This window comes from Limnothrix sp. FACHB-406, assembly GCF_014698235.1.
Lineage (GTDB): Bacteria > Cyanobacteriota > Cyanobacteriia > CACIAM-69d > CACIAM-69d > CACIAM-69d.
The window spans coordinates 51,295-73,494 of the sequence record NZ_JACJSP010000003.1 but is presented as its reverse complement, the minus strand read 5'-3'; the positions used below and the strand labels follow the sequence as shown (position 1 = coordinate 73,494).

Here is a 22,200-nt window from a genome sequence, read left to right as displayed (position 1 = left end):
AGAGGAATGTCGCTGGATGCCATTGACTGGATGCCATTGACTGGTGTTTAGCTCATCGGACAGAGCCAGACCGCTGGGCGGGGAGCCAAACAGCTCAAAAGTGATGATTCCGACCGCCTCGCTCAGAATGTCGGTTAAGATTCGGAAGATTCAACCTCAACCAACCTAGACATTGAGATTCCCAACCGCCAACGGTGGGGAGGCTGTCTAATCACCATCAGGCAAACCTATCGGGGGCAACGCGATGAGCCGAGAACGCGATCGAGAAGAATGCCTTGAGAAGCTTGTGTGGGCGACTCAGGCATCGGGGCTGTCGATTGATCGGGCCCCGCTCGATAAGATTGCCGCCACGATCGTGCAAACCATGACCGGCCCGTGGCGCTATTTCCACACGCCGGAGCACATCTTTGAAGTGGGGGGCCATGAAGACCCGATCGAGGTGCTCTCGGCCCTGTTCCATGACTTGGTTTATGTCCAGGTCGATCGCAGCGTTAACTTCAACCTCAGCTACTTCATCACCCCCTTTGTGCGCGAAGAGGGAGAAGCTTTAATTATTCGCGATCAATCTGAACTCTTGGAAAAAGACCAAACCTTTGCGTTGGTCACCGATATTTTTGGCTTTGAACCGGGGCAAACCCTCTCTCCCTATGCCGGGATGAATGAGTATCTCAGTGCCCTGGCCGCCGGCAAAATTTTAGAAGACTATGCCCCCGCTGCCCTGATTGCCCAAATCACCGCCTGCATTGAGGGAACGATTCCATTTCGGCCCAAGAGTGCCGAGGGGTTCAGTAACTGTGATGTTCTGTATCAGCGCCTGAACTCGGTCAATGAAAAATATGATTTGGGGCTAGATGAGGCGTTAATTGAAAAAACCGTCAAGCGATCGGTTCGCTTGGCCAATCGGGATGTGGGCAGCTTTGCCAACCCCAGCGCCGCTCGGTTCTTGGACAACACCTGGAGCCTGTTGCCGGAAACCAACCACAACCTGAAGTTTTCCACCTCCTACACGGTCTATCAATACCGAGTTGCCCTCCAAAAAATGGAAGGCTTCATGAATTCCTTGCAACCGGAACGCATTTTTCATCAGTTCCGCGATGAGCCAGATGATGCCACCTTTAATGCTTTGGTGGAACAGGCCCGCAGCAACTTGGAAATTGGTCGCCTTTATCTGGGCACAAAATTATTTACGATCGCCTTTCTAGAGGCCCTGTCCATGCGCTTTGGCAAGGATATTCCCCTGTCAATGTTGATGGGTGAAATGCCAAGCGAAGGGTTCAATGTTTCCTCCTTGGCGGACTTTTTGCCCGCGCTGGATCATGTCTATTACCCCCGCAACACCATTGAAGAGGAGGTGTTGACCCTGGTGGAAGTGGGCCGGTTGCAGGATTTTGACTACGACATCAAAAACTCGCCCCTCACGACCTACATGGTGAAGGCCATGGGCTATGACGAAATGTCACGACTGCGCGATCGGGGCAAGGCCTTCTTTGCCGGTGAACTATCCGCCGAGGCCTTCATTGCGGAATGTCCCCAAAAGATTGTGGCGGACGTGACGGAAGGGCTGGGCAAGCTCTTTGACAGCCGCAAGTCTGCCCTCAGTGGCCACAAGTTGGTGGCGGAAGTACCCGCCTAGGAATGACCGTGGAGCCGGTTGGGGGATGGGGGCGTGGTGGCACGGGTTTTCCAATTCGCTCTACTATTGAAGACGGTTCTAGCCTGTGCATCACCCATCCAACAGGTTAGGGTCGATCGCCCCTTCACCCCGTTTGAGTAACTGCCGCGCGTGACTGTTTCCCCCATTTCGCCCCAGGCCGGCTCAGTTTCGATCGCTCAAGGGCCGCCTCCTGCCGATGTTTTTGCCTTTGACCTCGATCGCTTTCAATTGGAAGCGATCGAGGCGTTGAATGCCAACAAGTCCGTGGTGGTTTGTGCCCCCACCGGTTCCGGCAAAACCCTGGTGGGTGAATATGCGATCTATCGCGCCCTCAGCCAAGGCAAACGGGTGTTTTACACCACGCCCCTCAAGGCCCTTTCCAATCAGAAATTCCGCGACTTTAAAGAGCAGTTTGGCGAAGATCGAGCGGGGTTATTAACCGGGGATGTGTCTATTAACCGCGATGCCCCCGTGGTGGTGATGACCACGGAGATTTTTCGCAACATGCTCTATGGCACCCCGATCGGGCAAATCGGCACTTCCATGACCGATGTGCAAACGGTGGTGCTCGATGAATGTCACTACATGAACGACTCCCAGCGGGGAACCGTTTGGGAAGAGTCGATCATCTATTGCCCCTTTGAAATTCAACTGGTGGCCCTGTCGGCCACCGTGGCCAACAGCCAGCAGCTCACGGATTGGCTGAATTATGTCCATGGGCCCACAGAGTTAATTTATTCTGACTTCCGCCCAGTGCCCTTGCGGTTCAGCTTTGGCAACTACAAAGGACTGTTTCCACTGCTGGATGACGAAGGCAAACGGCTGCATCCTCAGTTCAAGTCGGAGCGCCGCAACCGTCGCAAGCCCCGTGACCAGGTGAAGCGGGATCTGCGGGCCGAAACCCCGGATATTGCCTTTGTGCTGGCCCAACTCCAGCAGCGGGACATGCTCCCGGCCATTTATTTCATCTTCAGCCGCCGAGGGTGCGATCGAGCCGTGGCCAATGCGGCCGGCCTCTCCTTGGTGTCCGATCGCGAAGCCGCGCTGCTGAAAACCCGCATCGATAGTTTTTTGGTCAAAAATCCCGGCGCGGCCCGCGATGGCCAACTGGCCGCCCTCTATCGGGGGATTGCCGCTCACCATGCGGGAATTTTGCCCGCCTGGAAAAGCCTCGTTGAAGAACTATTCCAGGACGGCCTGATTAAGGTGGTGTTTGCCACGGAAACCCTGGCCGCTGGCATCAACATGCCCGCCCGCACCACGGTCATTTCCAGCCTGTCTAAGCGAACCGATCGGGGACATCGCCTGTTAAACGCCTCCGAGTTTTTGCAAATGGCTGGCCGAGCCGGTCGCCGGGGCAAAGACATTCAGGGCTATGTGGTCACCCTGCAAACGCCCTTTGAAGGAGCCAAGGAAGCGGCCCACCTGGCCACCTCCCAACCGGATCCCCTCGTTAGCCAGTTCACCCCCACCTATGGCATGGTGCTGAACCTGCTGCAAACCCACTCCCTAGAGGAAGCACGCAGCCTGGTGGAACGCAGCTTTGGCCAATATCTCTCCACCATTCATCTGATTCCCTACCAAGAGGAAGTGGAGGAACTGGCGACCGAGCTGGAGCAACTGCAAGCCCAAACGGCCGAGGTGGACTTGGCCCAAGTGGCCCAATACGAAAAGCTCAACCAACGCCTTAAGGCCGAAGAACGGTTGCTGCGAACCTTGCAAGAACAAGCGGAGGTGGTGCGCGGCAAGGACTTGGCTCCCGCTTTGCAATTTGCCGTGGCGGGGACTGTCCTGGCTCTTAAGGGGCCGTCAATGCCGGTGAAGGAACCTTTGCCAGCGGTGTTGGTGCTGAAGGTGGCTGGCTCCGGGCGATTCCCCTATCTGGTTTGTTTGGGGATTGACAATGCTTGGCATGTGGTGAAAACCGAGGATGTGGCGGGCCTTTACGGTGAATTTCCGCGCATTTCAGCGGTCGATCGCCTGGAACCCCCGGTGGCTTTGCCCCTGCGACCTGGCCAGCACCTGGCCGGCGACGAAGAAACCCTGGCCATCATCCATCGAATTCCTGTGCTGCCCGATCCGGGGGATGCGCCGGAAGTGATTGAGCAGCGAGAACGGGTGGAAGCGGTGGCGGCCCAATTGGAAGAACATCCCGTTTCCCAATGGACTAATCGCAAGTACCTGTTCAAGGCGTTGCACAACTTGGATGCGTTGGCGGCCACTCTGGCGGAAAAACGCGGCCAGTTGGGGCGCATGTCTGAGCGCTATTGGCAGGAGTTCGTGAATTTGATTGAAATCCTGCAATATTTCGAGTGTTTGGACGAAAACCACAAGCCCACGGAATTGGGCCAGGCGATCGCCACGTTGCGCGGGGAAAATGAACTGTGGTTGGGGTTGGCTCTGATGTCTGGCGAGTTCGATCGCCTGGAGCCGCCGCAACTGGCCGCTGCCTGTGCTGCCCTGCTGATTGAAGAACCCCGCCCGGACACTTGGACGGACGCACTCCCCACGGATGGCGTGTTGGCCACCCTGGAAGATCTGAGCGATCAGCGGCGAGAACTGTTCAAGATTCAGCGGCGCTATCGGGTGATGTTGCCGATTTTGCTGGAAGACGAGCTGATCGGTTTGGTGGAGCAGTGGGCCTTGGGGGCAGAGTGGTCGGACTTGTCGGCCCGCACCAGCTTGGATGATGGGGATGTGGTGCGGATGGTGCGCCGAACGCTGGATTTGCTCTCCCAGGTGATTCATGTGCCCTATTTGGCGGGAGACTTGAAGGATCGGGCCAGCGAAGCGCGGGCCCTGCTCGATCGCTTCCCGGTTTCGGAAACGGTCGATTAAATCCTTGCGGGGTGGGGTCTGTTCATGGCCGTGTTGCGTCACACCAAAAAACGACTGAAACAGTGGCTGTTTCCCAAAGGCCGATCGCTCCGTTCCACAGTCCAATCCACGATTCAAGCCGCAGTTCAATCCACAGATCAAGTCACAACTCAATCCACTGGCCAACAATGGTTACCCCCCTTGTCCGGCGTGGTTTGGATTTTGACCCTGGGGCGCGTTTTGCTGCACCTGGGCACTGGCTTGGTCATGTTCTACGGAGCAATCTACTTTGTGGAACAGGTGGGCCTGTCGGCCACCGCCGTCGGCACGGCGCTGGGGTTGGGTCAGTTGTCGGGGGTGCTGGGCCGGGTGGCCAGCGGTTCTTGGTCTGATTCGCCCCGGGTGGGCCGGCGCAATGTGTTGCTGTTGTCGGCGGTGGCTTCGGCCCTGGGGGATGGGGTGTTGGGGTTTGCGGCGGGGTTTCCGTTGCTGATTGTGGGCAATCTGCTGATGGGCTTGGGCGTGGGGCTATATTGGCCGGCCATGGAGGCGTTGGTGGCAGACTTTACCCCGGAAGAACATCGGCGGGAAGCCTTTGCGGTCACGCGGCTGGCGGATGTGGTGGGGTTGGGCTTGGGCACGGCGATCGGGGGATTGCTGGTGGGCCAAACGGGTCTCTATCGGTTGCTGTTTTTGGGCGATGCCCTGTCTTTTGTGCTGTTTGCGGTGGCGGTGGTGGCCTTGGTTCCCGATCGCCGGCCCGCAGTCCAAACGGCGATCGGCCATTGGGCCGGCTGGCGCAAAACCCTGAGCGATCGACTCCTCGGCCTGTTTGTGATTGCTAATATTTTGTTCACCACCTATTTGGCCCAGGTGGAAGCCACCTTGCCCCTTTATCTCAAACGGATCGTGGGCTTGGCTCCCGCGCAAATTGGCGTGCTGTTCTCGGGGCATATTATTTTGGCCGCCGTGACCCAACTGCCCATGTCCCGGCTGCTGCGCCCCTATGGCCATGCCCGATCGCTGGCGATCGCTGCTGGGCTGTTTGGGGCGGGCTTTGTCGCCGTTTGGTGGATTCAGCCCGGAGCCTGGGCCTTGGCCGGGGCGATCGGGGCCTTGGCCCTGTTGTCCCTGGCCATGGTGGCCTATACGCCCTCTGGCTCGGCCCTGGTGGTGGATTTGGCTCCGGAATCCCTGCGCGGCACTTACCTTTCGATTAATTCCCTCTGTTGGGCCGTGGGCTATGCGGTGGGCCCGCCGTTGGGTGGGTTGGCCCTGGATGCCACCCCAGCGATCGCCCGGGGGTTCTGGATTTGGCCCGTGTTGAGTGTGGGACTGGTGTTGGGCTTGTTGCACTGGCTCGATCGCCTGCTCGATCGACACCTGAACCGGGCATCCTCAACTTAGGATCAGTGGGAAAAGGATTCGGCAAGAAAAATCACCGCCCATCAACTTCCGTTGCAGACTTGAACAAAAATGTCACAATAGGGCCAGATTGTTGAGCAATGTTCGTTAATTTCCGTTAGTGCTTCTATTTGTGCTTCCGTTGGTGCTATCCCACTCGATCGGGAATGCGTGCAAATTCATTCACCGTCCCCTCAACTGCCCTTTGCACCTTTCCAGTCCCGTTCTGGGTAATTCTTGAATCACCAACCGTTGCAATGTGCGGCAGATCGTTGTTGCATAAGGTTGCAGGTGAACTCAACAACATCGTTAACGCCAACCAGAACGCTAACCAGCATTTCTGTAGGATTCTCCAAGAGTCCGATCGTCCTTCCGACTGAATCGACGCTATGGTTTTTAACCCCGAAACGGCTGACTGGTTTGATGACGCATCGAATGACGATCGCGTCAATCCGCTGCTGCAATACCTCCAGCGTCAATCGCCGGAAGTGTTGGCCCGTGTGGCCCGGGCGGTGACCCCTGATGTGAAGCAAATTGTTTCCCAAAATGTTCAAGGCTTGGTCGGTTCCTTGCCCGGTGAACATTTCAGCATCCAAATCGTGACCGATCGAGAAAACCTGGCCGGATTGTTGGCCTCGGCCATGATGACGGGCTATTTTTTACGGCAAATGGAACAGCGAATGCAGATGGAAGATGCCCTGCATGATGTGGCTTCCTTGGGGGATGATTAGCCCCCGAAGGTAGGCTGATGGTTTCGGCCAGTGCCTATGCCTAATCCCAACGAGGGGATGAAGCCTCTTGGCCGAATTTTGCCACCGCAACGGATATTGCTTGATTGCCCATGGATGCACCCAGTTTTCATGAATGTCGCCATCCGATCGTTCAATCACTCAATCAATACAGTGATTCAGAATTATTGGACTTATTTAAACGCTATCCCGACTCCGGCCGCTATTTTGTAGCCTTGTTTTGTCGCTATAGCCCGATCGTCTATTCCCTGGTACAACATTCCGCTCCGTCTGATGCCCAGGCGGATTATTTATTTGCCCAAATTTGGTTCCGAATTTTTCGCGAATTACCCACTTTAGATTTGGAGCGGGCCCGGGCGACTCGCATCGATCGCGCCGATGAATTTACCTTGCAAAACTGGCTCATTAACATGACCGCTTTGATGGTGAATCAGGCGGAATTGCCCCCCGTGGAATCCATTCACTATTCCTTGACGGCCGCCCCGCCGCCCCTTTGGTGCTACCTGCAATCGGCGCTCGATCGGCAAGATCCCACGGCGCGTTTGATGGTGTTGATGGCCCAAACCCTGCATTGGAGCGAGCCACGGATCGCCGCCTATTTGCAAGCGGAAGGGGAATCCTTGTCGCCGGCCGCTGTTCGGGCCAAGTTGCGCCAAAGTTACCGCGCCTTGGAATCAGCCTTGCCGCCGGATATTCGGGCGATTTATTTGGGTGAATCCTTTGATGGGCCCGGCGCAGGAGAAGCGGAAACGGCCTTAAATTAAGACTCTGAACCAACGGTGCTCAACTCAAGACTAAAGCGCAAGATTCTGAAAACCTAAGAGGGTGTCTAACAAGCATCTTGTGGCACGGGTCAAGCACCGATAGTTGTGGGGGCAAGGGGCTTAAGCCCCTTGTTTGTGTCGATCGCTAGGGTTTACTGAGTAGCAATTTTGGCTGTTCAAACAGTCTCCAAGGCTCAAGGCTCAAAATTCAAAGCTCAAGATTCAAAGTTCAAGATTCAAGGCTTAAAATTCAAGAATCAAGGCCCAAAAAAAACCAAAACTCCGAGGTGAAAACCTGGGGGACAATTTGCGGGCGAAGCTGATTGGTTCAACAAATTCCTCCAAAGAATTCCTATATCAGGATGGTCTAATTTATGGCTGGCTCCAATCGATCGAACTTGAAAATTTTAGGCAGTTATTTACGACCCTATTGGAAAAAAACCTCGATCGGGATTGGCACATTACTGTTGGTGAATGTGTTGGGGGTTTATATTCCCCTGCTGATTCGGAATGGAATTGATGAGTTACAAGCGAGCTTCTCGTTCGATCGCGTCTTTGCCTTTGCCGTGACCGTGATGGTTTTGGCCTCGGTGATGTGGGTGATTCGGATGGTGTCGCGGGTGCTGGTGTTTGGGGTGGGTCGTCAGGTGGAATTTGACCTGAAACAACGCATTTTTCAACATCTATTGACCCTGGAGCCGGCCTATTTTGCGGTGAACACGGCCGGAGATCTCATTAACCGCACCACCAGCGACGTGGACAACATTCGCCGGTTAATGGGGTTCGCCGTTTTAAGCTTGGCCAATACCCTATTTGCCTATGCGTTAACCCTGCCCATTATGCTCAGCATCAACGTGCGGTTAACGCTGTTGGCTCTGTTGGTTTATCCCTTGATGTTGGTGTTGGTGCAGTTGTTTGCCAATCAGTTGCGAACCCAACAGTTGGAAGTGCAAGAACGGCTCTCGGAAATGAGCGACCTCATTCAAGAGGATATGAGCGGCATTTCTCCGATCAAAATCTATGCCCAAGAGGAGAATGAGCGGCAAGCTTTTCGGCGGGTTAATGATCAGTTGCTGCGGGTGAATTTGAGTTTTGCCAAAACCCGCAGTGTGCTGTTTCCATTGCTGGGTGGGCTGGCGAGTGTCAGCTTGCTGGTGCTGTTGTGGTTTGGTTCCGATGCGATCGCCCAAGGGGAACTGTCGATCGGGAATTTTGTGGCGCTGCTGATTTATGTGGAGCGATTGGTTTTCCCCACGGCGCTTTTGGGTTTCACAATCAGCACCTATCAACGGGGCGAAGTCAGCATCAATCGTGTGGAAGCGATTTTGCAAACGGAGCCAAAGATTATCGACAACAGCGAATCGATCGCCCTGCCGCTGGAGCAAGTGGTGGGCCACCTCAAAGCCACCCACCTCAGCTACGGCTATCCGGGGAGCGATCGGCTGGCCTTGAACGATCTGAACTTCGAGATTAAACCGGGGGAAATGGTGGCGATCGTAGGCCCCGTGGGTTGCGGCAAATCCACGTTGGCCAATGCCCTGCCGCGCCTGCTGGATCTGAAGCCGGGGCAACTGTGGCTGGATGGAATTGACATTACCCAACTGCGAATCCAAGACCTGCGCGGGGCGATCGCCTATGTGCCCCAAGATAGTTTTCTGTTCAGCACCTCGATCGCCAATAACATTCGCTACGGCAATCCCGCGATCGACCTGGGGGCCGTGGAAGCCGCCGCCGACACCAGCCAAATTCGCAACGAAATCCTCACCTTCCCCCAGCAATACGAAACGGTGGTGGGCGAACGGGGCATCACCCTTTCCGGCGGCCAACGCCAGCGCACCGCCCTGGCCCGCGCCCTATTGATCAGTTCCCCAATTTTGATTTTGGATGATGCCCTATCGAGCGTGGATAACAAAACCGCCACAGAAATTTTGCGCAATCTGACGGACGGAACCGCTAAGAAAACCGTGATTTTTATTTCCCACCAAATGTCCGCCGCCGCCACTGCCGATCGGATTTTAGTAATGGATCAAGGCTCCATTGTGGATATGGGAACCCACGATGAATTGCTCTCGCGTCCGGGGCTATATCGTGACCTTTGGAATCAACACACCCTAGAAACAATGTTGGTTGCTTAGGGGCTGTTATCAACTGATTGCTTACGGGAAAATTGCTCCTAAAAACTTTGGAATTCATGCCGAATTTTGAAGCATTTTGTGTCGCTTTGGTCCAGCGATCGCGCTTGGCCTTTTTGCTTAATCACCCCAGCAATCGGGCCATGATTGAGCAAGCTTGGTGGCCTTTGTCCTTGGAGTTAGGGCAATTACGCGCCCAGAGCGATCGCCCGATCGTGTTGGGAATTTTGGGTGTGCAAGGCGCAGGAAAGACCACCCTTTGTGAAGCGATGGCGGTGGCGTTGGAACTGTTGGGGTGGCGAACCCTCAGTTGGTCGATCGATGACCTCTACAAAACCTACGCCGATCGGCAACGGTTGCAAGCACGGGATCCTCGGCTTATTTGGCGAGGGCCGCCGGGAACTCATGATGTTGATCTGGGGCTAGAAACGTTGCGGGCCTTGCAATCACCCCAATCTTCTACCATAGCCATTCCGCGATTTGATAAATCCTGCCATGGGGGACAGGGCGATCGCGTGGCGGCGGAGATGATTCAGCCGGTCGATATTGTGTTGTTTGAAGGATGGTTTGTGGGCGTGAAGCCAATTGATTTCACAACCCTTGTTGATTGGCCAGCACCCATTTTTTCGGAAGCCGATCGCGCCTTTGCCCAGGATTGCAATCAACGATTACGGAACTATTTACCCCTTTGGGAATGGTGCGATCGGCTCTTGATTTTGAAACCCACCGACTACCACTTTTCAAAACAGTGGCGACAACAGGCCGAGCGCGATCGAATTGCCGCCGGAGGGCAGGGGCTGAGTGAGGCGGAAATTTCTGATTTTGTGGATTACTTTTGGAAAGCTTTGCACCCGAAGCTATTTGTTGATCCGTTGCTAGCCGCCGGGGCTGCCGATTGGGTGTTTGAATTTGGAATCGATCGACAGTTAACCCGAGTTACCCGAGTTACCCGATCACCCGGAAGCGACCTGAATTTTGGTCACCCAAGAACCTAATCCCCCAAGAACCTAATCAACTGATACCATCAAGGCTCCCATCCTGCATTTAAGCCACCATGCGACCCCTTGAGGATTTGTGCGCGATCGCCCGTCAAGCCGCCTGGGCCGCCAGCGACGTGCTGCGGGCCTATTACCGAGGCGATCAGTTGGCGATTGAAGACCAAGGCGACGGGCCCGTCACAGCCGCCGACCTGGCCGCCAATCAAACCATCCTCAGTCATTTGCAGCAGGAATTGGGGAGCGCCGAATTTGGCTACCTCAGCGAAGAAACCTATAAATCAGAAGGCATTCCAGCCGATCGGGATTGGATTTGGATTATCGATCCCCTGGATGGAACCAAGGACTTTATTCAAAAAACCGGCGAATATGCCATTCACCTGGCGCTGGTTTACCAAGGACGGCCGGAACTGGCGATCGTGGCTTGTCCGGAGGCGGAACGGTTGTATGCGGCCGTGAAAGGGTCGGGAACGGTGGCGTTCGATCGCGCTGGCCAAACCCGATCGCCCCGGGTGTCGGCCTGTGCCCAACTGTCGGAGCTGACCGTGGTGGTCAGTCGATCGCACCGAGACCAGCGGTTTAACCAATTGCTGGCCGCCCTGCCCTGCCAAAATCAGCACGCCGTGGGCAGCGTTGGTGGCAAAATTGCCGCGATCGTGGAGCAAAAAGCAGATTTATACCTCTCCCTTTCGGGCAAATCGGCCCCCAAGGATTGGGACATGGCGGCCCCGGAATTGATCTTGACGGAAGCGGGCGGCCAGTTCACCCACTTTGACGGCCAACCCCTGCGCTATGCCACGAGCGATCTGAACCAGTGGGGCGGCCGCATTGCCAGCAACGGCCCCAACCATCGGGAACTCTGCCAAATCCTGCAAACGGAACTGGCCCGCCTGCCGTGAGAGGGTGTCTGAAAAGCCAAAATTGCCACCCTGTAAGCTCCAGCGATCGACGCAGACAAGGGGCTTAAGCCCCTTGCCCCCACGGCAATTGATGCTTGGCCCATACTGAAAGATGCTGCTTAGACATCCTCGGAGAGGGGGGATCATCCCTAAGCGCTGCGGCACAATCTTCATGGATCGTTAACATTCCCTTGGCAAGGGGTTAAACGGTCGCCGTTAGCCTGAGTTGGTGTGGGGCACTACAGTTTTGACCCAGTTATTGCAGAGGCTATTGACAAGCTGAGACCTCCAGCCTCGCAATCACTAGGGTTTTGCCGATGATTTGGTTATTGCTTATTGAAAATTAATGTCAATTGATCAAAAACTGATACGATCTCAATTGGCAGTCATCGAGCACAGATCATTCAAGTCCCAACTCCCAAGACTCAGCACCCGCAATTTGCGTCCTGGGATCACACCCCATCGCCCTCTGCTTCCCCTCCCATGCCCAAAATGATCCGATCGACCCTGGCCAGTAGCACCGACCTGGAACTGCGCCGGTTGCTCGAAGCCCAATACCGCAGCCAAAACCTCGAATCTTTTCGCACCAACCAAACCATTCCCCTCCAACCCGATCGCCTCTGGGTTGTCTATCGCGGGGCCGTGGCCCTCGAAACCCTGCTGCCGGACGGTTCCGAAGCAATTTTGGGCTTTGCGAGCACGGGGACATTTTTTGGACAGGTTCTGAGCGCGGTGAATCCTTACCGGGCTTCGGCCTTGGCTCCCACAGATCTGTTGCCCCTCTCGATCGACCAGGTGCAACGATCCCCGATCCTGGCCCGTAACCTGCTGTTCCATGCCCTGCGCCGTTTGGATCAGGCCAGCGACTTGAAATCCTTGCTCACCCTGAAGCGCGCCGATGAGCGTCTTTGGCAATTGCTGCAACTGCTCGATCGGGAATTTGGGCAGCCCCTTGGCTCAGCGCGTCGTTTGAACTTGCGCCTCACCCATCGGCAATTGGCCAGCGCCGCCCAAACCACCCGGGTCACCGTGACTCGGCTGTTGCAACTATTCCAAGCCCAAGGCCGAATCGAGATTGATGCCGATCGACACCTTTGGTTTCCCGCCGGAGGCAAGAATTCGCCTGATGCCCGCGGCCTTTGATACCAGAGGTCTTGGAGACCAAAGGACTTTGGGAACCTGCCAAGAATCCGGGGTGAAAATTCGTTAGAATGCTTGCGCCAATTGAATGTTGAATTGTGCGCCCCATCCGCCTGAAGATTCCATGCCCAAACAACGCAAGAAAGCCGACTTTCCCACCAAAGTTTGTGTCGTTTGTGGCCTGTCGTTCACCTGGCGCAAAAAATGGGCAGACTGCTGGGACGAAGTGAAATACTGCTCCGATCGCTGTCGTCGCCGCAAAAATCAAGCCGATCGCCCCGAGTCTGCCTCCTGAACCGTTGCCCAATCAATAATCTTGACAATCACAATCTTGACAATCAACAACCCTTCAATAACCTTTCAACGGAATTTGAAGTGATTATTGGATCATTTGAAGTGATTGATTGGATTCAGGCTATTGGGTTCAGGGTAAATCAAAACCAGCGAATAGCCCCTTCCACAAAGTCCAACCCCAAAATCGAATGGCCTTGGGGATTCAGCAGAGGACTGTAACAGGCGATCGATCCTTGGCCGGGCTGGATTGACCAAACCACGCCGCTCACGCCGGACTTGGTGGGCCAGCCCACGTGCGCCATCCAGGTTTCCGAATCTTGGTAGAGACCCCCCACAGCGATCGCCCCTAGGGTTTGCTGCACCAATTCAGCCCATTGGGACGGCGGGTTGGCAAACCAACAGCCCAAAGCCGCCAACTCAGGCATCGTGATCCCCAGGCAACAAAGCCGGTTGTAAATCTCCAGGGCAATTTCCGGCTCTGCCACCCGGCCAGAATCCACCAAGGTTTGCACCAAAGCACGATTGCGGCCGTTGGGCAGGCTTTGCACCGAAGCCAGCACCGTCTCATTCACGGGCATGAGGCAGCCCGTTTCCCGATATAACCAAGCTTGGAACCGCCGCACCCGATCGCGCGCGGTGGTTCCAGGCAGGGCCCCCGCCAGGGCCAGGGCCCCACTGTTGAGCATGGGATTGCGAGGATGGCCCGCATCTTCCAGCAGTTGATCCAAGTCGTTATAGGCCTTGGCGGATGGTTGACAGCCCACCAAGCCGCTCACAACCTCGGGGCCCAGAAGCGCAAGGGCATAAAACAACAGCAGGGGTTTCATCACGCTCATCAACACCACCCGCCGCCCCGGGGGCGATCGATCCCAACTGCGGCCATCCACGGCCTGCACGGCGGCCGCAAACTCTTGCGGATTGGCCTTGGCCAGAGCGGGCACGTAGTCTGGCAAGTAGCCACTGATGCCCGATCGCGCTCCTTGTCGAGCCAGATCATCCAACAACAACCGAGATGTTGCGATTAGTCCAGTCATGTCGCCTGCATCGCCTTGGGCCGGCATACAGGAAGCAGCCACCAGCCCTGCTAATACTCTAGAGAAGGCCAGGGAGCCTGATAAGCAATTGTGATCAAGTGATGAGGTTTCTTATCGATCGCTGATTGAACACTTACCGGGAACTCCCGCTCTCTTTGAACTTTTCTGTGATTTTGTTGAAGTTCTCATCGGGAGCGTCACCATTCCCGGTGGGATCGGCCACACTGGAAGCACATTTCCCGGCCCAACCGAGAGGGCGGGACACTCGCAACGCTCTCAGCGAGAAGTGATCATGGCTCAGACCTTGCTTGAACAATTACGCACAATGACGATCGTGGTGGCCGATACCGGCGACATTCAGGCGATCGAACGACTCAAGCCCCGCGATGCCACAACGAACCCTTCATTGATCACCGCCGCGGCCCAAATGCCGCAATACCAGGAAATTGTGGATCAAACCCTGCTGGAGGCCCGCACCGAAAAGGGCAAACAAGCCAGCGCGGAGGAGGTAGCTTCCTTGGCCTTTGAGCGCTTGGCGGTGGCCTTTGGTAAAAAGATTTTGCAAATTATTCCCGGTCGGGTCTCCACGGAGGTTGATGCGCGCCTGTCCTATGACACGGAAGCGACGATCGCCAAGGGCCGCTATCTGATTTCGGAGTACGAAAAAGCTGGTGTTTCACGCGATCGAATTCTGATCAAAATTGCCGCCACTTGGGAAGGCATTCGCGCCGCCGAAGTGTTGGAAAAGGAAGGCATTCACTGTAATCTCACCCTGTTGTTTGGGTTGCACCAGGCGATCGCCTGTGCAGAGGCGGGCGTGACTCTCATTTCGCCCTTTGTGGGTCGAATTTTGGATTGGTACAAGAAAAAGACCGGTCGCGATTCGTTTCCAGCCCCAGAAGATCCCGGTGTGTTGTCCGTCACGCGGATTTACAACTACTACAAAACCTTCGGCCACAAAACGGAGGTGATGGGGGCGAGTTTTCGCAACATGGGCGAAATTGTGGAACTGGCCGGTTGTGATTTGCTGACCATTTCGCCGGCCCTTTTGGACGAGCTGGAAAGCAATCAGGGCGAGCTAGTGCGCAAGCTGAGTCCTGACTTGGCCGGTGCAGAGCCGATCGAAAAAATCGAGATGAATCGCGAAGTTTTCGATCAAATGCACCAAGACGATCCAATGGCTTCCGAAAAGCTCACGGAGGGGATTGAAGGCTTCTCGAAAGCGCTGGAATCTCTGGAGTTGCTGTTAAAAAATCGTCTGGCTCAACTGGAAGGCCAAGAAGCCCTCAGCCATGCAGCCGATGACATTTTCCATGTCTACGACTTGGATGGGGATGGCTTCATTACCCGTGAAGAATGGGCTGGGAGCGATGCGGTTTTTGATGCCCTAGATTCCAACCGAGATGGCAAAATCACCCCCGCTGAAATGGCGGCCGGTCTTGGGGCAGCCTATCACCACCACTTGGTAGGTGTTTAGGGCCTGATTTGGGTCACGGCTGCAAGATTCTCCAGTGGGGAATCTGAGGAACTGACGAAGGATTTTTAAGGATCTAGTCAGGATCTAGTGAAGGCGGCGAATGCGGATCCGATCGAGTCGGGCCCCATTGGCCGCTTCAATTTCAAATTCCAAACCGTTGTAACGAAAGCTTTCGCCCACTTGGGGAATTCGTTGCAGGTGGCAGAGCACAAACCCGGCCAAGGTTTGGTAATCGTCGGCTTCCGGCAGGGTTAGCCCCAGACGGCCATTCACCTCGTCGATCGTGATTTGGGCGGGCACGCAGGCGGTTTGTTCGTCGATCGCCTCGATCGAGCTGTCGTCGGCGGCCAGGGGCCCCACAATTTCCTCCGCCACATCGGTGAGCGTGACCAAGCCCGCCGTGTTGCCAAATTCATCCACCACGATCGCCATGGGTTGTCCCGATCGCCGGAGCGATCGCAGCAAGTCCGCCGTATTGGCAAATTCCGGCACAAAACAGGCGGGCTGAATCCAAGCGCTCAGGGGCGTATCCAGGCTCAATTCCCCAGCGGCCAGGGGCGTGGCTAAATCTTTAAACCGCACCATTCCCACAATGTCATCGATCGAGTCACCCATCACCGGGTAACGCAGGTGGCCGGTTTGGCCCACGGCCGCCAGCAAATCTGTCACGGAATCCGACTGCTCCAGCACCACCATCTGGGTGCGGGGAATCATCACATCTCGGGCCGTCACGGCTCGAAAGGTCAGAACATTTTGCAGCAGGCGGCGCTCATCGGCTTCCAAGTCCGGAGACTCTGTGGAATTCCCAACAATTTGTTGCAACTCCGAAAGGGCGATCGGGCTGGCCCAATGGCGATCGCTGGGCCGCAATCCCAAGGCCCGCAACACCCACCGCGTGGAGCGTTCCAAAAACCAAACGATCGGCTGTAAAAATCGCCCGATCGTGACGCTGGGCGGCCCCAACACCAAGGCCACCTGTTCCGCATGACGCAGGGCGATCGATTTGGGGCCCAATTCCCCAAACACGATTTGCAGATAGGCCACCAACAGGAACGCGGTTCCCACGGCCACCGCCTGCACCAAAGGGCGATCGGCCGCAGCGGGCCAGTAGTGAATTGCGCCGCTGACCAGGGGCGCGGCCAAGACCGACTGACCCAACCAACCCAGGGTGAGGGCCGCCAGGGTGATCCCCAACTGGGTTGTGGACAGCAACCGATCGACATGTTGTTGCAAATACTGGACGCTGCGAGCCGCCGGATCTCCACCCGCAACGAGTTGATCAATGCGCGATCGCCGCACAGCCACCATGGAAAACTCTGCCGCCACAAAGAACGCATTCAGCGTGATGGGCAACAGCAGCACCCACAAGCTCAACGTCCAGCCTTGACTATCCACCGCTACTAGATTCCGTTTAATTGAGTTTGATTGAGTTTGCTTGATCCTGGTTAAGTTTGCTGGATTTTGCGGAATTTTGCTGGGTTCTATTCAGAAACCAAGACTCGGCCATCTTGCTGGCGGGGATTTTTCAAAAGGAATTTCTCAATCAAATCTATCAATCCGATCTTGAAATCAATAGACCTCTTGCGCGAATTGGCTAGAAGCCCTCATCCCCCAACCCCTTCTCCCAAGGAGGGCGAAGGGGAGCCAGAAATGCTGGTTTACGGCGATCTCGTTGGTGATGGTCAAGTCCCTCTCCCGACTTGGGAGAGGGATTTAGGGTGAGGGTCTTGATTGATGCAAGAGGTCTAATGGCTGATGGAGCTGTGGCCAAGGGCGATCGACCCTAACGCACGGGAATGCCCTGAATTTGAAGCTGTAATTGCTGATCGGGATAATCGGTCAGAGACAGTTGCAACGACTTCACGCCATCCAGCAACACCGTCGGCACGATCGCCTTGCCCCGAACGGTGGCTCCGTCGGCCGGTAGCTCACTGGGCAAATCTTCCACGATCGCGCTCAGGGGATCGCCCCGATCGTCCGCCATTTCCAAAAAGCTATAGAGAAACTGCACCGCCCGATCGCCTTGATTGCGCAGCGTCAACTCCAGCACCAACGAATCGCCCACCCGACTGGCTCCCACCACCGTCAGGGTCACACCTTCCGCCTTGGCCGAAATGGGCAACTTGGCCACCGCCGTTTGTGACAAAGGCTTGGCCTGAGGTTGAGTTTGGGTCAAAGCCGGATCCACCGGCTTGGGCGGCGCATTGCCCACGGGAGCCGTTTGGGTGATGGCCTTGGTTTTGGCCAGCAACTGTTGCTCATTCAGCAGTTTCAGGGGAGCCGGTTCCGGTCGCTTGCCGCCTCGTCCTGAGGAGTCCGCCGTGGGGCGAAAGTCCGGCTGCACAATGCCCTTCAGCGCCTCCCGTCCGAGGTTGTAGCCCCAGGAGGTGCTGGCGATGCCCGTGCCCGCCATCAACAACAACAACAGAATGGTCAAACCAGCGCTGGGATTCACGGCAGTTGATGAAGATTACTTGAGAGAGGTTGAGAGATCCAGGACAGATGGCGGCTGGCTGATCACTCAAGCCATTCAAACTCTATCCAAGAATATTGCCCAAACTAGCGGCCAATGGCAAAATTAATGACGAGTGTAAACTCACACGACTCTCCAAAAGCGATAGACCGCCCCCACAACCTATCGCTGAGCATTGAGTCTTCGACATTTTCCAGGGTTGGCCGAGCGGTTTAGGCAGCGAACTCATAATTCGCCTCAGACAGGTTCAACTCCTGTACCCTGGATTGTTTTACGATCGAACCGACTTGATCAAGCCAAATCGATCGAGCTGGCTCACTCGAACCGGCCTGATTGAACTGGCTTGATTGAACCGGCTTGAATTGAATGTGACTGTCTGAAATTGCTGCGTGAACCCAAGGTTGAGGCGAAGGTTGGAGCTATGGTAGCAAGTGCGATCGGGACGGCCCAAACCACCGACAAGAACGACCCATTAACCTGGAATTTAGCCGATTTATACGCGGGATTTGATGATCCCCGCTATGAGGCTGATTTGCACTGGGTGAGCGATCGAGCAGAGAATTTTCGGATCGCCTACCGCGATCGCGTGGCCCTGCTGACGGCGCAGGAGTTGGCCCAGGCTTTGGAAGAACTAGAAGGCATCTACCAAGCGGTGGGCTATCTTTGGAGCTTTCCCTCGCTCACCTTTGCGGCCAACACCCGAGACACCACCGCCCAAGGGGAGGTCGATCGAATCCAAACGGCCTTGACCACCGTGAATAACGAGCTGGTCTTTTTTGACTTGGAACTTCAGGCCATGAGTGCCGACCACTTGGCGGAGTTGCGACAGGCCCCAGAACTGCGGCTCTACGCCCATTACCTGGAATCCGTGGGGCGATTTGCGCCGTTTCGGTTGCCGGAAGTGGTGGAACAAACGCGCAACCGAGACAGCCTGACCGGGCGGCAGGCCTTTATTCAGTTGAGATCGATCCACTTGGGCGAACAGACCTACACCCCCGTCACCACGGCCGATGGCAAAACCGCCACCACGGAAGCCGAACTTTCGGCTCTGTTGTTTCAGGGCGATCGCACCGTGCGCGAACAGGCCTATCACTCGGTGCGAGTCGTCAGCCAACAGCACAACACCCTCTATGCCTACATCCTGAGCACGATCGCCCAGGATCACGCGATCGAAAACCAAATGCGCGGCTATCGATCGACCCTGGAAAAACAGTTAATTAGCGACGAAGTGCCCGAAGGGGTGTTTTGGGCCGTGATGAATGGCACGCGCGATCGCACCGAAATTTGGCAAAACTATTACCGCATCAAAGCAAAAGCCACCGGAGCCGCCATTCGCACCTGTGATGTTTATGCTCCCTGGAGCACCGAACCGATCGCCCCGCTCTCGTTCTCAGAAGGCATTCAAATCCTGCTGGCGGCCCTGGAACAATTCGACACCACCTATGCCCGCCGGGCCGAAGAGTTTTTCCTAAACCGTTGGGTTGATGCTGCCGTGCGGCCGGGCAAACGAGGCGGCGCATTTTGCAACTATACCCACGGCAAACATAGCTATTTGTTTTTGTCCTACACCGACGATTACAGCTCTCTATTCACCTTGGCCCATGAGATGGGTCATGGCTTGCACTTTGCCTGGATTGACGATCATCAACGCTATTTCAATAGCAATCCACCTTTGGTGTTGGCGGAAGTGGCTTCCACCTTTAATGAACTGCTGCTGTTAGATTATTTGCTCGATCGCCATTCCGATCCGAATATGCAGCGCAGTTTAATTACGCGCCAGCTAGAAGATCAACTGAGTTTGCTGTTCCGACAAACCACCATCAGCCGCTTGGAATTGGCCCTGCACGATCGAGCCGAAAAGGGGCGATTTGATGCTGAATTTTTGAATGACGTTTGGGATAGTCTCTACCGAGATCTATGTGGCGATGCGGTTGAAATTTTGCCAGAGCACCAATACGACTGGGCCCGAATTGGTCACATTTTCTTCAAGCCCTTTTACTGCTATCAATACGCCGCTTCGGACATCGTGAGCCTGGCTTGCTATCAACAATATCGCCAGCGAGGCCGAGATTTTGTACCCGGCTATTTACAACTGCTGGCCAGTGGGGGCAGCGAAAACCAAATGGCCGCCCTTAAGCATTATGTGGGTGTGGATTTGGAAGACCCGGCAACCATTTCCCAAGCGCTAGATTATGTGGCGAATTTGGTCGATCGCCTGGCCAGCACCGTGCCCTAGCGGAAGGCTGCCCAATCATTCAGGCTGGAGTTGACCGGGGTTGCATTCTATTGGTTAAGCTCCGATGGAGAATTCGATTGATGCCAAGGAGCAAACCAGGGCAACAATGCCAACCCCGGCAGCGCCGCCCCGATCGTGAGCAAAAAGAAGCCGGGCCAACCCAACTGTTGGGCTAAAGCACCAGAAGGAGCCGAAAACAAATCACGACTCACAGCCATCAAACTGGACAGCAAAGCATATTGGGTGGCGGAAAAACGAGCATTACAAAGACTCATCAAAAATGCCGTAAATCCTGCTGTTGCTAATCCACCGCAGAAATTTTCTACATTAATTGCCAACACCATGGCGGTAGCATTTTTTCCCACCCAAGCCAAAGTTAAATAGGCAACATTGCTCAGGGCTTGTAATCCCCCAAAGACCCAGAGCGATCGCCCAATGCCAATTTGACTGAGAATTGCACCGCCCGTTAAGGAGCCGACAATGGTGGCAATCAAGCCCATCACCCCTTGAATAGCGCCCACTTCCGTTTGGCTAAAGCCCGTTTGCAACAAAAAGGGCAGGGCCATATTGTTCACCATCGAATCGCCCAAGCGATAGAGCACAATGAAGGCCAAAATGGCCAGGCCCCGTTGCCAATGGTAGCGATCGAGGAAATCTTTAAAAGGTAACCAAACGGCCTCCGACAGGCTGGCGGGTGGTTGTTGGGGGGCTGTGGGTTCTGGGGCCAGCCAACTCAACAGAATGCAGCCCGCCATCAAGACCGCCATCATGCTGTAGGTAACCGGCCAGGTGAAGCGATCGGCCAGCACCAGCGCTGCTCCGCCCGCAATGAGCAGCGCCCCGCGATAGCCCAACACGAAGATGGCCGCTCCGGCTCCCATTTCCCGAGGAGTCAACACATCTGTGCGATAGGCATCGGCGGCAATGTCCTGGGTGGCGCTGAGCAGGGCCACCAACACCGCCGCGATCGCCACCCCCTGTAGCCCCTGTTGGGGATTTTGCACCCCCAACGCCAACAGGGCCAGGGCGATCGCCCCTTGGCTGAGGGCCAACCAACCCCGCCGCCGCCCAAAAAACGGTGGTACAAATCGATCGAGCAAGGGGGCCCACAAAAACTTGAGGGAGTAGGGCAATCCCACCAGGCTAAAGGCCCCGATCGCGCTCAGGTTCACCTGCTCCATCGTCATCCAAGCCTGAAGAGTACGGCTGGTTAACAGCAAGGGCAACCCCGAGCTAAACCCCAAGAGCAGCAGAGCCGCCATCTTGGGCTGTTGAAACAACCGGGCGATCGAGGCGAGGGGGGACGGAAGAGGAACTTTCACGGGTGTTGGGCAACCGGCATAGAGAAACATTGGGTTGAGTTTACTGCTGTTAACCAACCGAGAGCGATCCGACGGGAGTGGTGCAACAGTGGTGTGAATACCAGAGACTCCCCCCTTTCACTGCGGCTATTTTTAGCCACAACCCCTTGAGCCTCAATATCCTAGTGCTAACTTTCTCCCACGAGATCGCGTTATGCCCGTCAATTCTCCCGGCTATCCTCGTCGCCCCAGCCGCGCCAATATTACCCCCGAGCAATATCGGCTGATTCAGCGCCTACGGGAACGAAATCCCGCTGAGAACCCACCCAAAGAAAAAGCGGATTTGGGTTCGCATCTTGCTGACTTGGTGGCTTCAACGGTTGGCTCTTGGAAATTTGTCATCATCCAGTCCATTTGTTTAGGTTTTTGGATTTTTTGCAATGTCAGCAACAAGACTATCCATTGGGATTCCTATCCATTCATTTTGCTGAATTTGATGTTGTCATTCCAAGCAGCATACACAGCACCAATCATCATGATGAGCCAAAATCGGCAAAATGAAATTGATCGCCAAGAGGCTAAGCATGATCATGAAGTGAATCTGAAATCAGAGCTGGAAATTGAGCTGCTGCATGACAAAATTAATCTTCTGCGCGAGGCAGAGTTGAGCGAAATTCTGCACCTGCTGCGTGAGCAACAAAAACAGATTGATGAACTCCAAAAGCAACTGAAAGCCGCTTCCATCAAACCTGATTCAGCGTGAAGGACAGGATCCTTTTTTTGAATTTCAGGTGAGTTCAGAGGATCACAGCTCATCGCAGCTAGACAATG

At 55.4% G+C, this 22,200-nt stretch carries 17 protein-coding genes and 1 tRNA gene; 14 read left to right on the top strand and 4 right to left on the bottom strand.

Annotated features, from left to right (window positions below; translation table 11 throughout):
• The first annotated feature begins 244 nt into the window (after positions 1-244).
• From H6G53_RS03975 to H6G53_RS03930, 10 genes are all read left to right on the top strand, one after another.
• Positions 245-1,633 (top strand): hypothetical protein, encoded by a 1,389-nt coding sequence (locus H6G53_RS03975; RefSeq protein WP_099534125.1) that lies wholly within the window; start codon positions 245-247, stop codon positions 1,631-1,633.
• Between the two features lie 150 nt (positions 1,634-1,783).
• Positions 1,784-4,492: a DEAD/DEAH box helicase gene (locus H6G53_RS03970; RefSeq protein ID WP_370567781.1), complete on the top strand. Its 2,709-nt coding sequence runs from the start codon at positions 1,784-1,786 to the stop codon at positions 4,490-4,492.
• A 24-nt stretch (positions 4,493-4,516) separates the two neighbouring features.
• Entirely contained in the window at positions 4,517-5,878 is a 1,362-nt protein-coding gene (locus H6G53_RS03965; protein ID WP_190531006.1) for an MFS transporter, read from the top strand.
• A gap of 386 nt (positions 5,879-6,264) precedes the next feature.
• The gene (locus H6G53_RS03960) at positions 6,265-6,606 is read left to right on the top strand and encodes a DUF760 domain-containing protein (RefSeq protein WP_099534128.1); all 342 of its coding nucleotides are present in this window, start codon (positions 6,265-6,267) and stop codon (positions 6,604-6,606) included.
• Between the two features lie 110 nt (positions 6,607-6,716).
• Positions 6,717-7,388 carry an RNA polymerase subunit sigma-70 gene (locus H6G53_RS03955; protein WP_099534129.1) on the top strand — a complete coding sequence of 224 codons (672 nt, stop codon included), beginning with the start codon at positions 6,717-6,719 and terminating at the stop codon, positions 7,386-7,388.
• Positions 7,389-7,762: 374 nt separating this feature from the next.
• Positions 7,763-9,523, top strand: coding sequence for an ABC transporter ATP-binding protein (locus tag H6G53_RS03950; protein ID WP_190531005.1), 1,761 nt, complete (start codon positions 7,763-7,765; stop codon positions 9,521-9,523).
• Between the two features lie 56 nt (positions 9,524-9,579).
• The gene (locus H6G53_RS03945) at positions 9,580-10,515 is read left to right on the top strand and encodes a glycerate kinase (protein WP_190531004.1); all 936 of its coding nucleotides are present in this window, start codon (positions 9,580-9,582) and stop codon (positions 10,513-10,515) included.
• Between the two features lie 59 nt (positions 10,516-10,574).
• The gene (locus H6G53_RS03940; protein WP_190531003.1) at positions 10,575-11,414 is read left to right on the top strand and encodes a 3'(2'),5'-bisphosphate nucleotidase CysQ; all 840 of its coding nucleotides are present in this window, start codon (positions 10,575-10,577) and stop codon (positions 11,412-11,414) included.
• Between the two features lie 483 nt (positions 11,415-11,897).
• Positions 11,898-12,557 carry a Crp/Fnr family transcriptional regulator gene (locus H6G53_RS03935; protein WP_190354801.1) on the top strand — a complete coding sequence of 220 codons (660 nt, stop codon included), beginning with the start codon at positions 11,898-11,900 and terminating at the stop codon, positions 12,555-12,557.
• A gap of 121 nt (positions 12,558-12,678) precedes the next feature.
• The gene (locus H6G53_RS03930) at positions 12,679-12,849 is read left to right on the top strand and encodes a DUF2256 domain-containing protein (protein WP_099534134.1); all 171 of its coding nucleotides are present in this window, start codon (positions 12,679-12,681) and stop codon (positions 12,847-12,849) included.
• Between the two features lie 139 nt (positions 12,850-12,988).
• On the opposite strand, the gene H6G53_RS03925 is transcribed toward H6G53_RS03930, so the two are convergent.
• Entirely contained in the window at positions 12,989-13,882 is an 894-nt protein-coding gene (locus H6G53_RS03925) for a glutaminase (protein WP_190531002.1), read from the bottom strand.
• Between the two features lie 292 nt (positions 13,883-14,174).
• On the opposite strand from H6G53_RS03925, the gene H6G53_RS03920 reads away from it, so the two are divergent.
• Positions 14,175-15,359, top strand: coding sequence for a transaldolase (locus H6G53_RS03920; protein ID WP_099534136.1), 1,185 nt, complete (start codon positions 14,175-14,177; stop codon positions 15,357-15,359).
• Positions 15,360-15,443: 84 nt separating this feature from the next.
• On the opposite strand, the gene H6G53_RS03915 is transcribed toward H6G53_RS03920, so the two are convergent.
• Positions 15,444-16,754, bottom strand: coding sequence for a hemolysin family protein (locus tag H6G53_RS03915; RefSeq protein ID WP_099534137.1), 1,311 nt, complete (start codon positions 16,752-16,754; stop codon positions 15,444-15,446).
• A 388-nt stretch (positions 16,755-17,142) separates the two neighbouring features.
• Entirely contained in the window at positions 17,143-17,814 is a 672-nt protein-coding gene (locus H6G53_RS03910) for a hypothetical protein (RefSeq protein ID WP_099534138.1), read from the bottom strand.
• A gap of 211 nt (positions 17,815-18,025) precedes the next feature.
• Here H6G53_RS03910 and H6G53_RS03905 point away from each other — a divergent pair.
• Positions 18,026-18,098 (top strand) — tRNA-Ile (locus tag H6G53_RS03905).
• 155 nt (positions 18,099-18,253) lie between these two features.
• The gene (locus H6G53_RS03900; protein ID WP_190531001.1) at positions 18,254-20,068 is read left to right on the top strand and encodes a M3 family oligoendopeptidase; all 1,815 of its coding nucleotides are present in this window, start codon (positions 18,254-18,256) and stop codon (positions 20,066-20,068) included.
• Positions 20,069-20,115: 47 nt separating this feature from the next.
• Here H6G53_RS03900 and H6G53_RS03895 read toward each other — a convergent pair whose 3' ends face one another.
• Positions 20,116-21,420: an AmpG family muropeptide MFS transporter gene (locus H6G53_RS03895; protein WP_370567785.1), complete on the bottom strand. Its 1,305-nt coding sequence runs from the start codon at positions 21,418-21,420 to the stop codon at positions 20,116-20,118.
• A 163-nt stretch (positions 21,421-21,583) separates the two neighbouring features.
• Between H6G53_RS03895 and H6G53_RS03890 the strand changes: the two genes are divergently transcribed.
• Complete coding sequence (locus tag H6G53_RS03890) at positions 21,584-22,132, top strand: DUF1003 domain-containing protein (protein ID WP_190529914.1); 549 nt, start codon at positions 21,584-21,586, stop codon at positions 22,130-22,132.
• Positions 22,133-22,200 lie beyond the last annotated feature (68 nt).

Bases quoted from the DNA above. Each gene is read 5' to 3' on its own strand.
- H6G53_RS03975 (WP_099534125.1), top strand. From the start codon at position 245: ATGAGCCGAGAACGCGATCGAGAAGAATGCCTTGAGAAGCTTGTGTGG.
- H6G53_RS03965 (WP_190531006.1), top strand. From the start codon at position 4,517: ATGGCCGTGTTGCGTCACACCAAAAAACGACTGAAACAGTGGCTGTTT.
- H6G53_RS03960 (WP_099534128.1), top strand. From the start codon at position 6,265: ATGGTTTTTAACCCCGAAACGGCTGACTGGTTTGATGACGCATCGAAT.
- H6G53_RS03955 (WP_099534129.1), top strand. From the start codon at position 6,717: ATGGATGCACCCAGTTTTCATGAATGTCGCCATCCGATCGTTCAATCA.
- H6G53_RS03950 (WP_190531005.1), top strand. From the start codon at position 7,763: ATGGCTGGCTCCAATCGATCGAACTTGAAAATTTTAGGCAGTTATTTA.
- H6G53_RS03945 (WP_190531004.1), top strand. From the start codon at position 9,580: ATGCCGAATTTTGAAGCATTTTGTGTCGCTTTGGTCCAGCGATCGCGC.
- H6G53_RS03940 (WP_190531003.1), top strand. From the start codon at position 10,575: ATGCGACCCCTTGAGGATTTGTGCGCGATCGCCCGTCAAGCCGCCTGG.
- H6G53_RS03935 (WP_190354801.1), top strand. From the start codon at position 11,898: ATGCCCAAAATGATCCGATCGACCCTGGCCAGTAGCACCGACCTGGAA.
- H6G53_RS03930 (WP_099534134.1), top strand. From the start codon at position 12,679: ATGCCCAAACAACGCAAGAAAGCCGACTTTCCCACCAAAGTTTGTGTC.
- H6G53_RS03925 (WP_190531002.1), bottom strand. From the start codon at position 13,882: ATGACTGGACTAATCGCAACATCTCGGTTGTTGTTGGATGATCTGGCT.
- H6G53_RS03920 (WP_099534136.1), top strand. From the start codon at position 14,175: ATGGCTCAGACCTTGCTTGAACAATTACGCACAATGACGATCGTGGTG.
- H6G53_RS03900 (WP_190531001.1), top strand. From the start codon at position 18,254: ATGGTAGCAAGTGCGATCGGGACGGCCCAAACCACCGACAAGAACGAC.
- H6G53_RS03895 (WP_370567785.1), bottom strand. From the start codon at position 21,420: ATGTTTCTCTATGCCGGTTGCCCAACACCCGTGAAAGTTCCTCTTCCG.
- H6G53_RS03890 (WP_190529914.1), top strand. From the start codon at position 21,584: ATGCCCGTCAATTCTCCCGGCTATCCTCGTCGCCCCAGCCGCGCCAAT.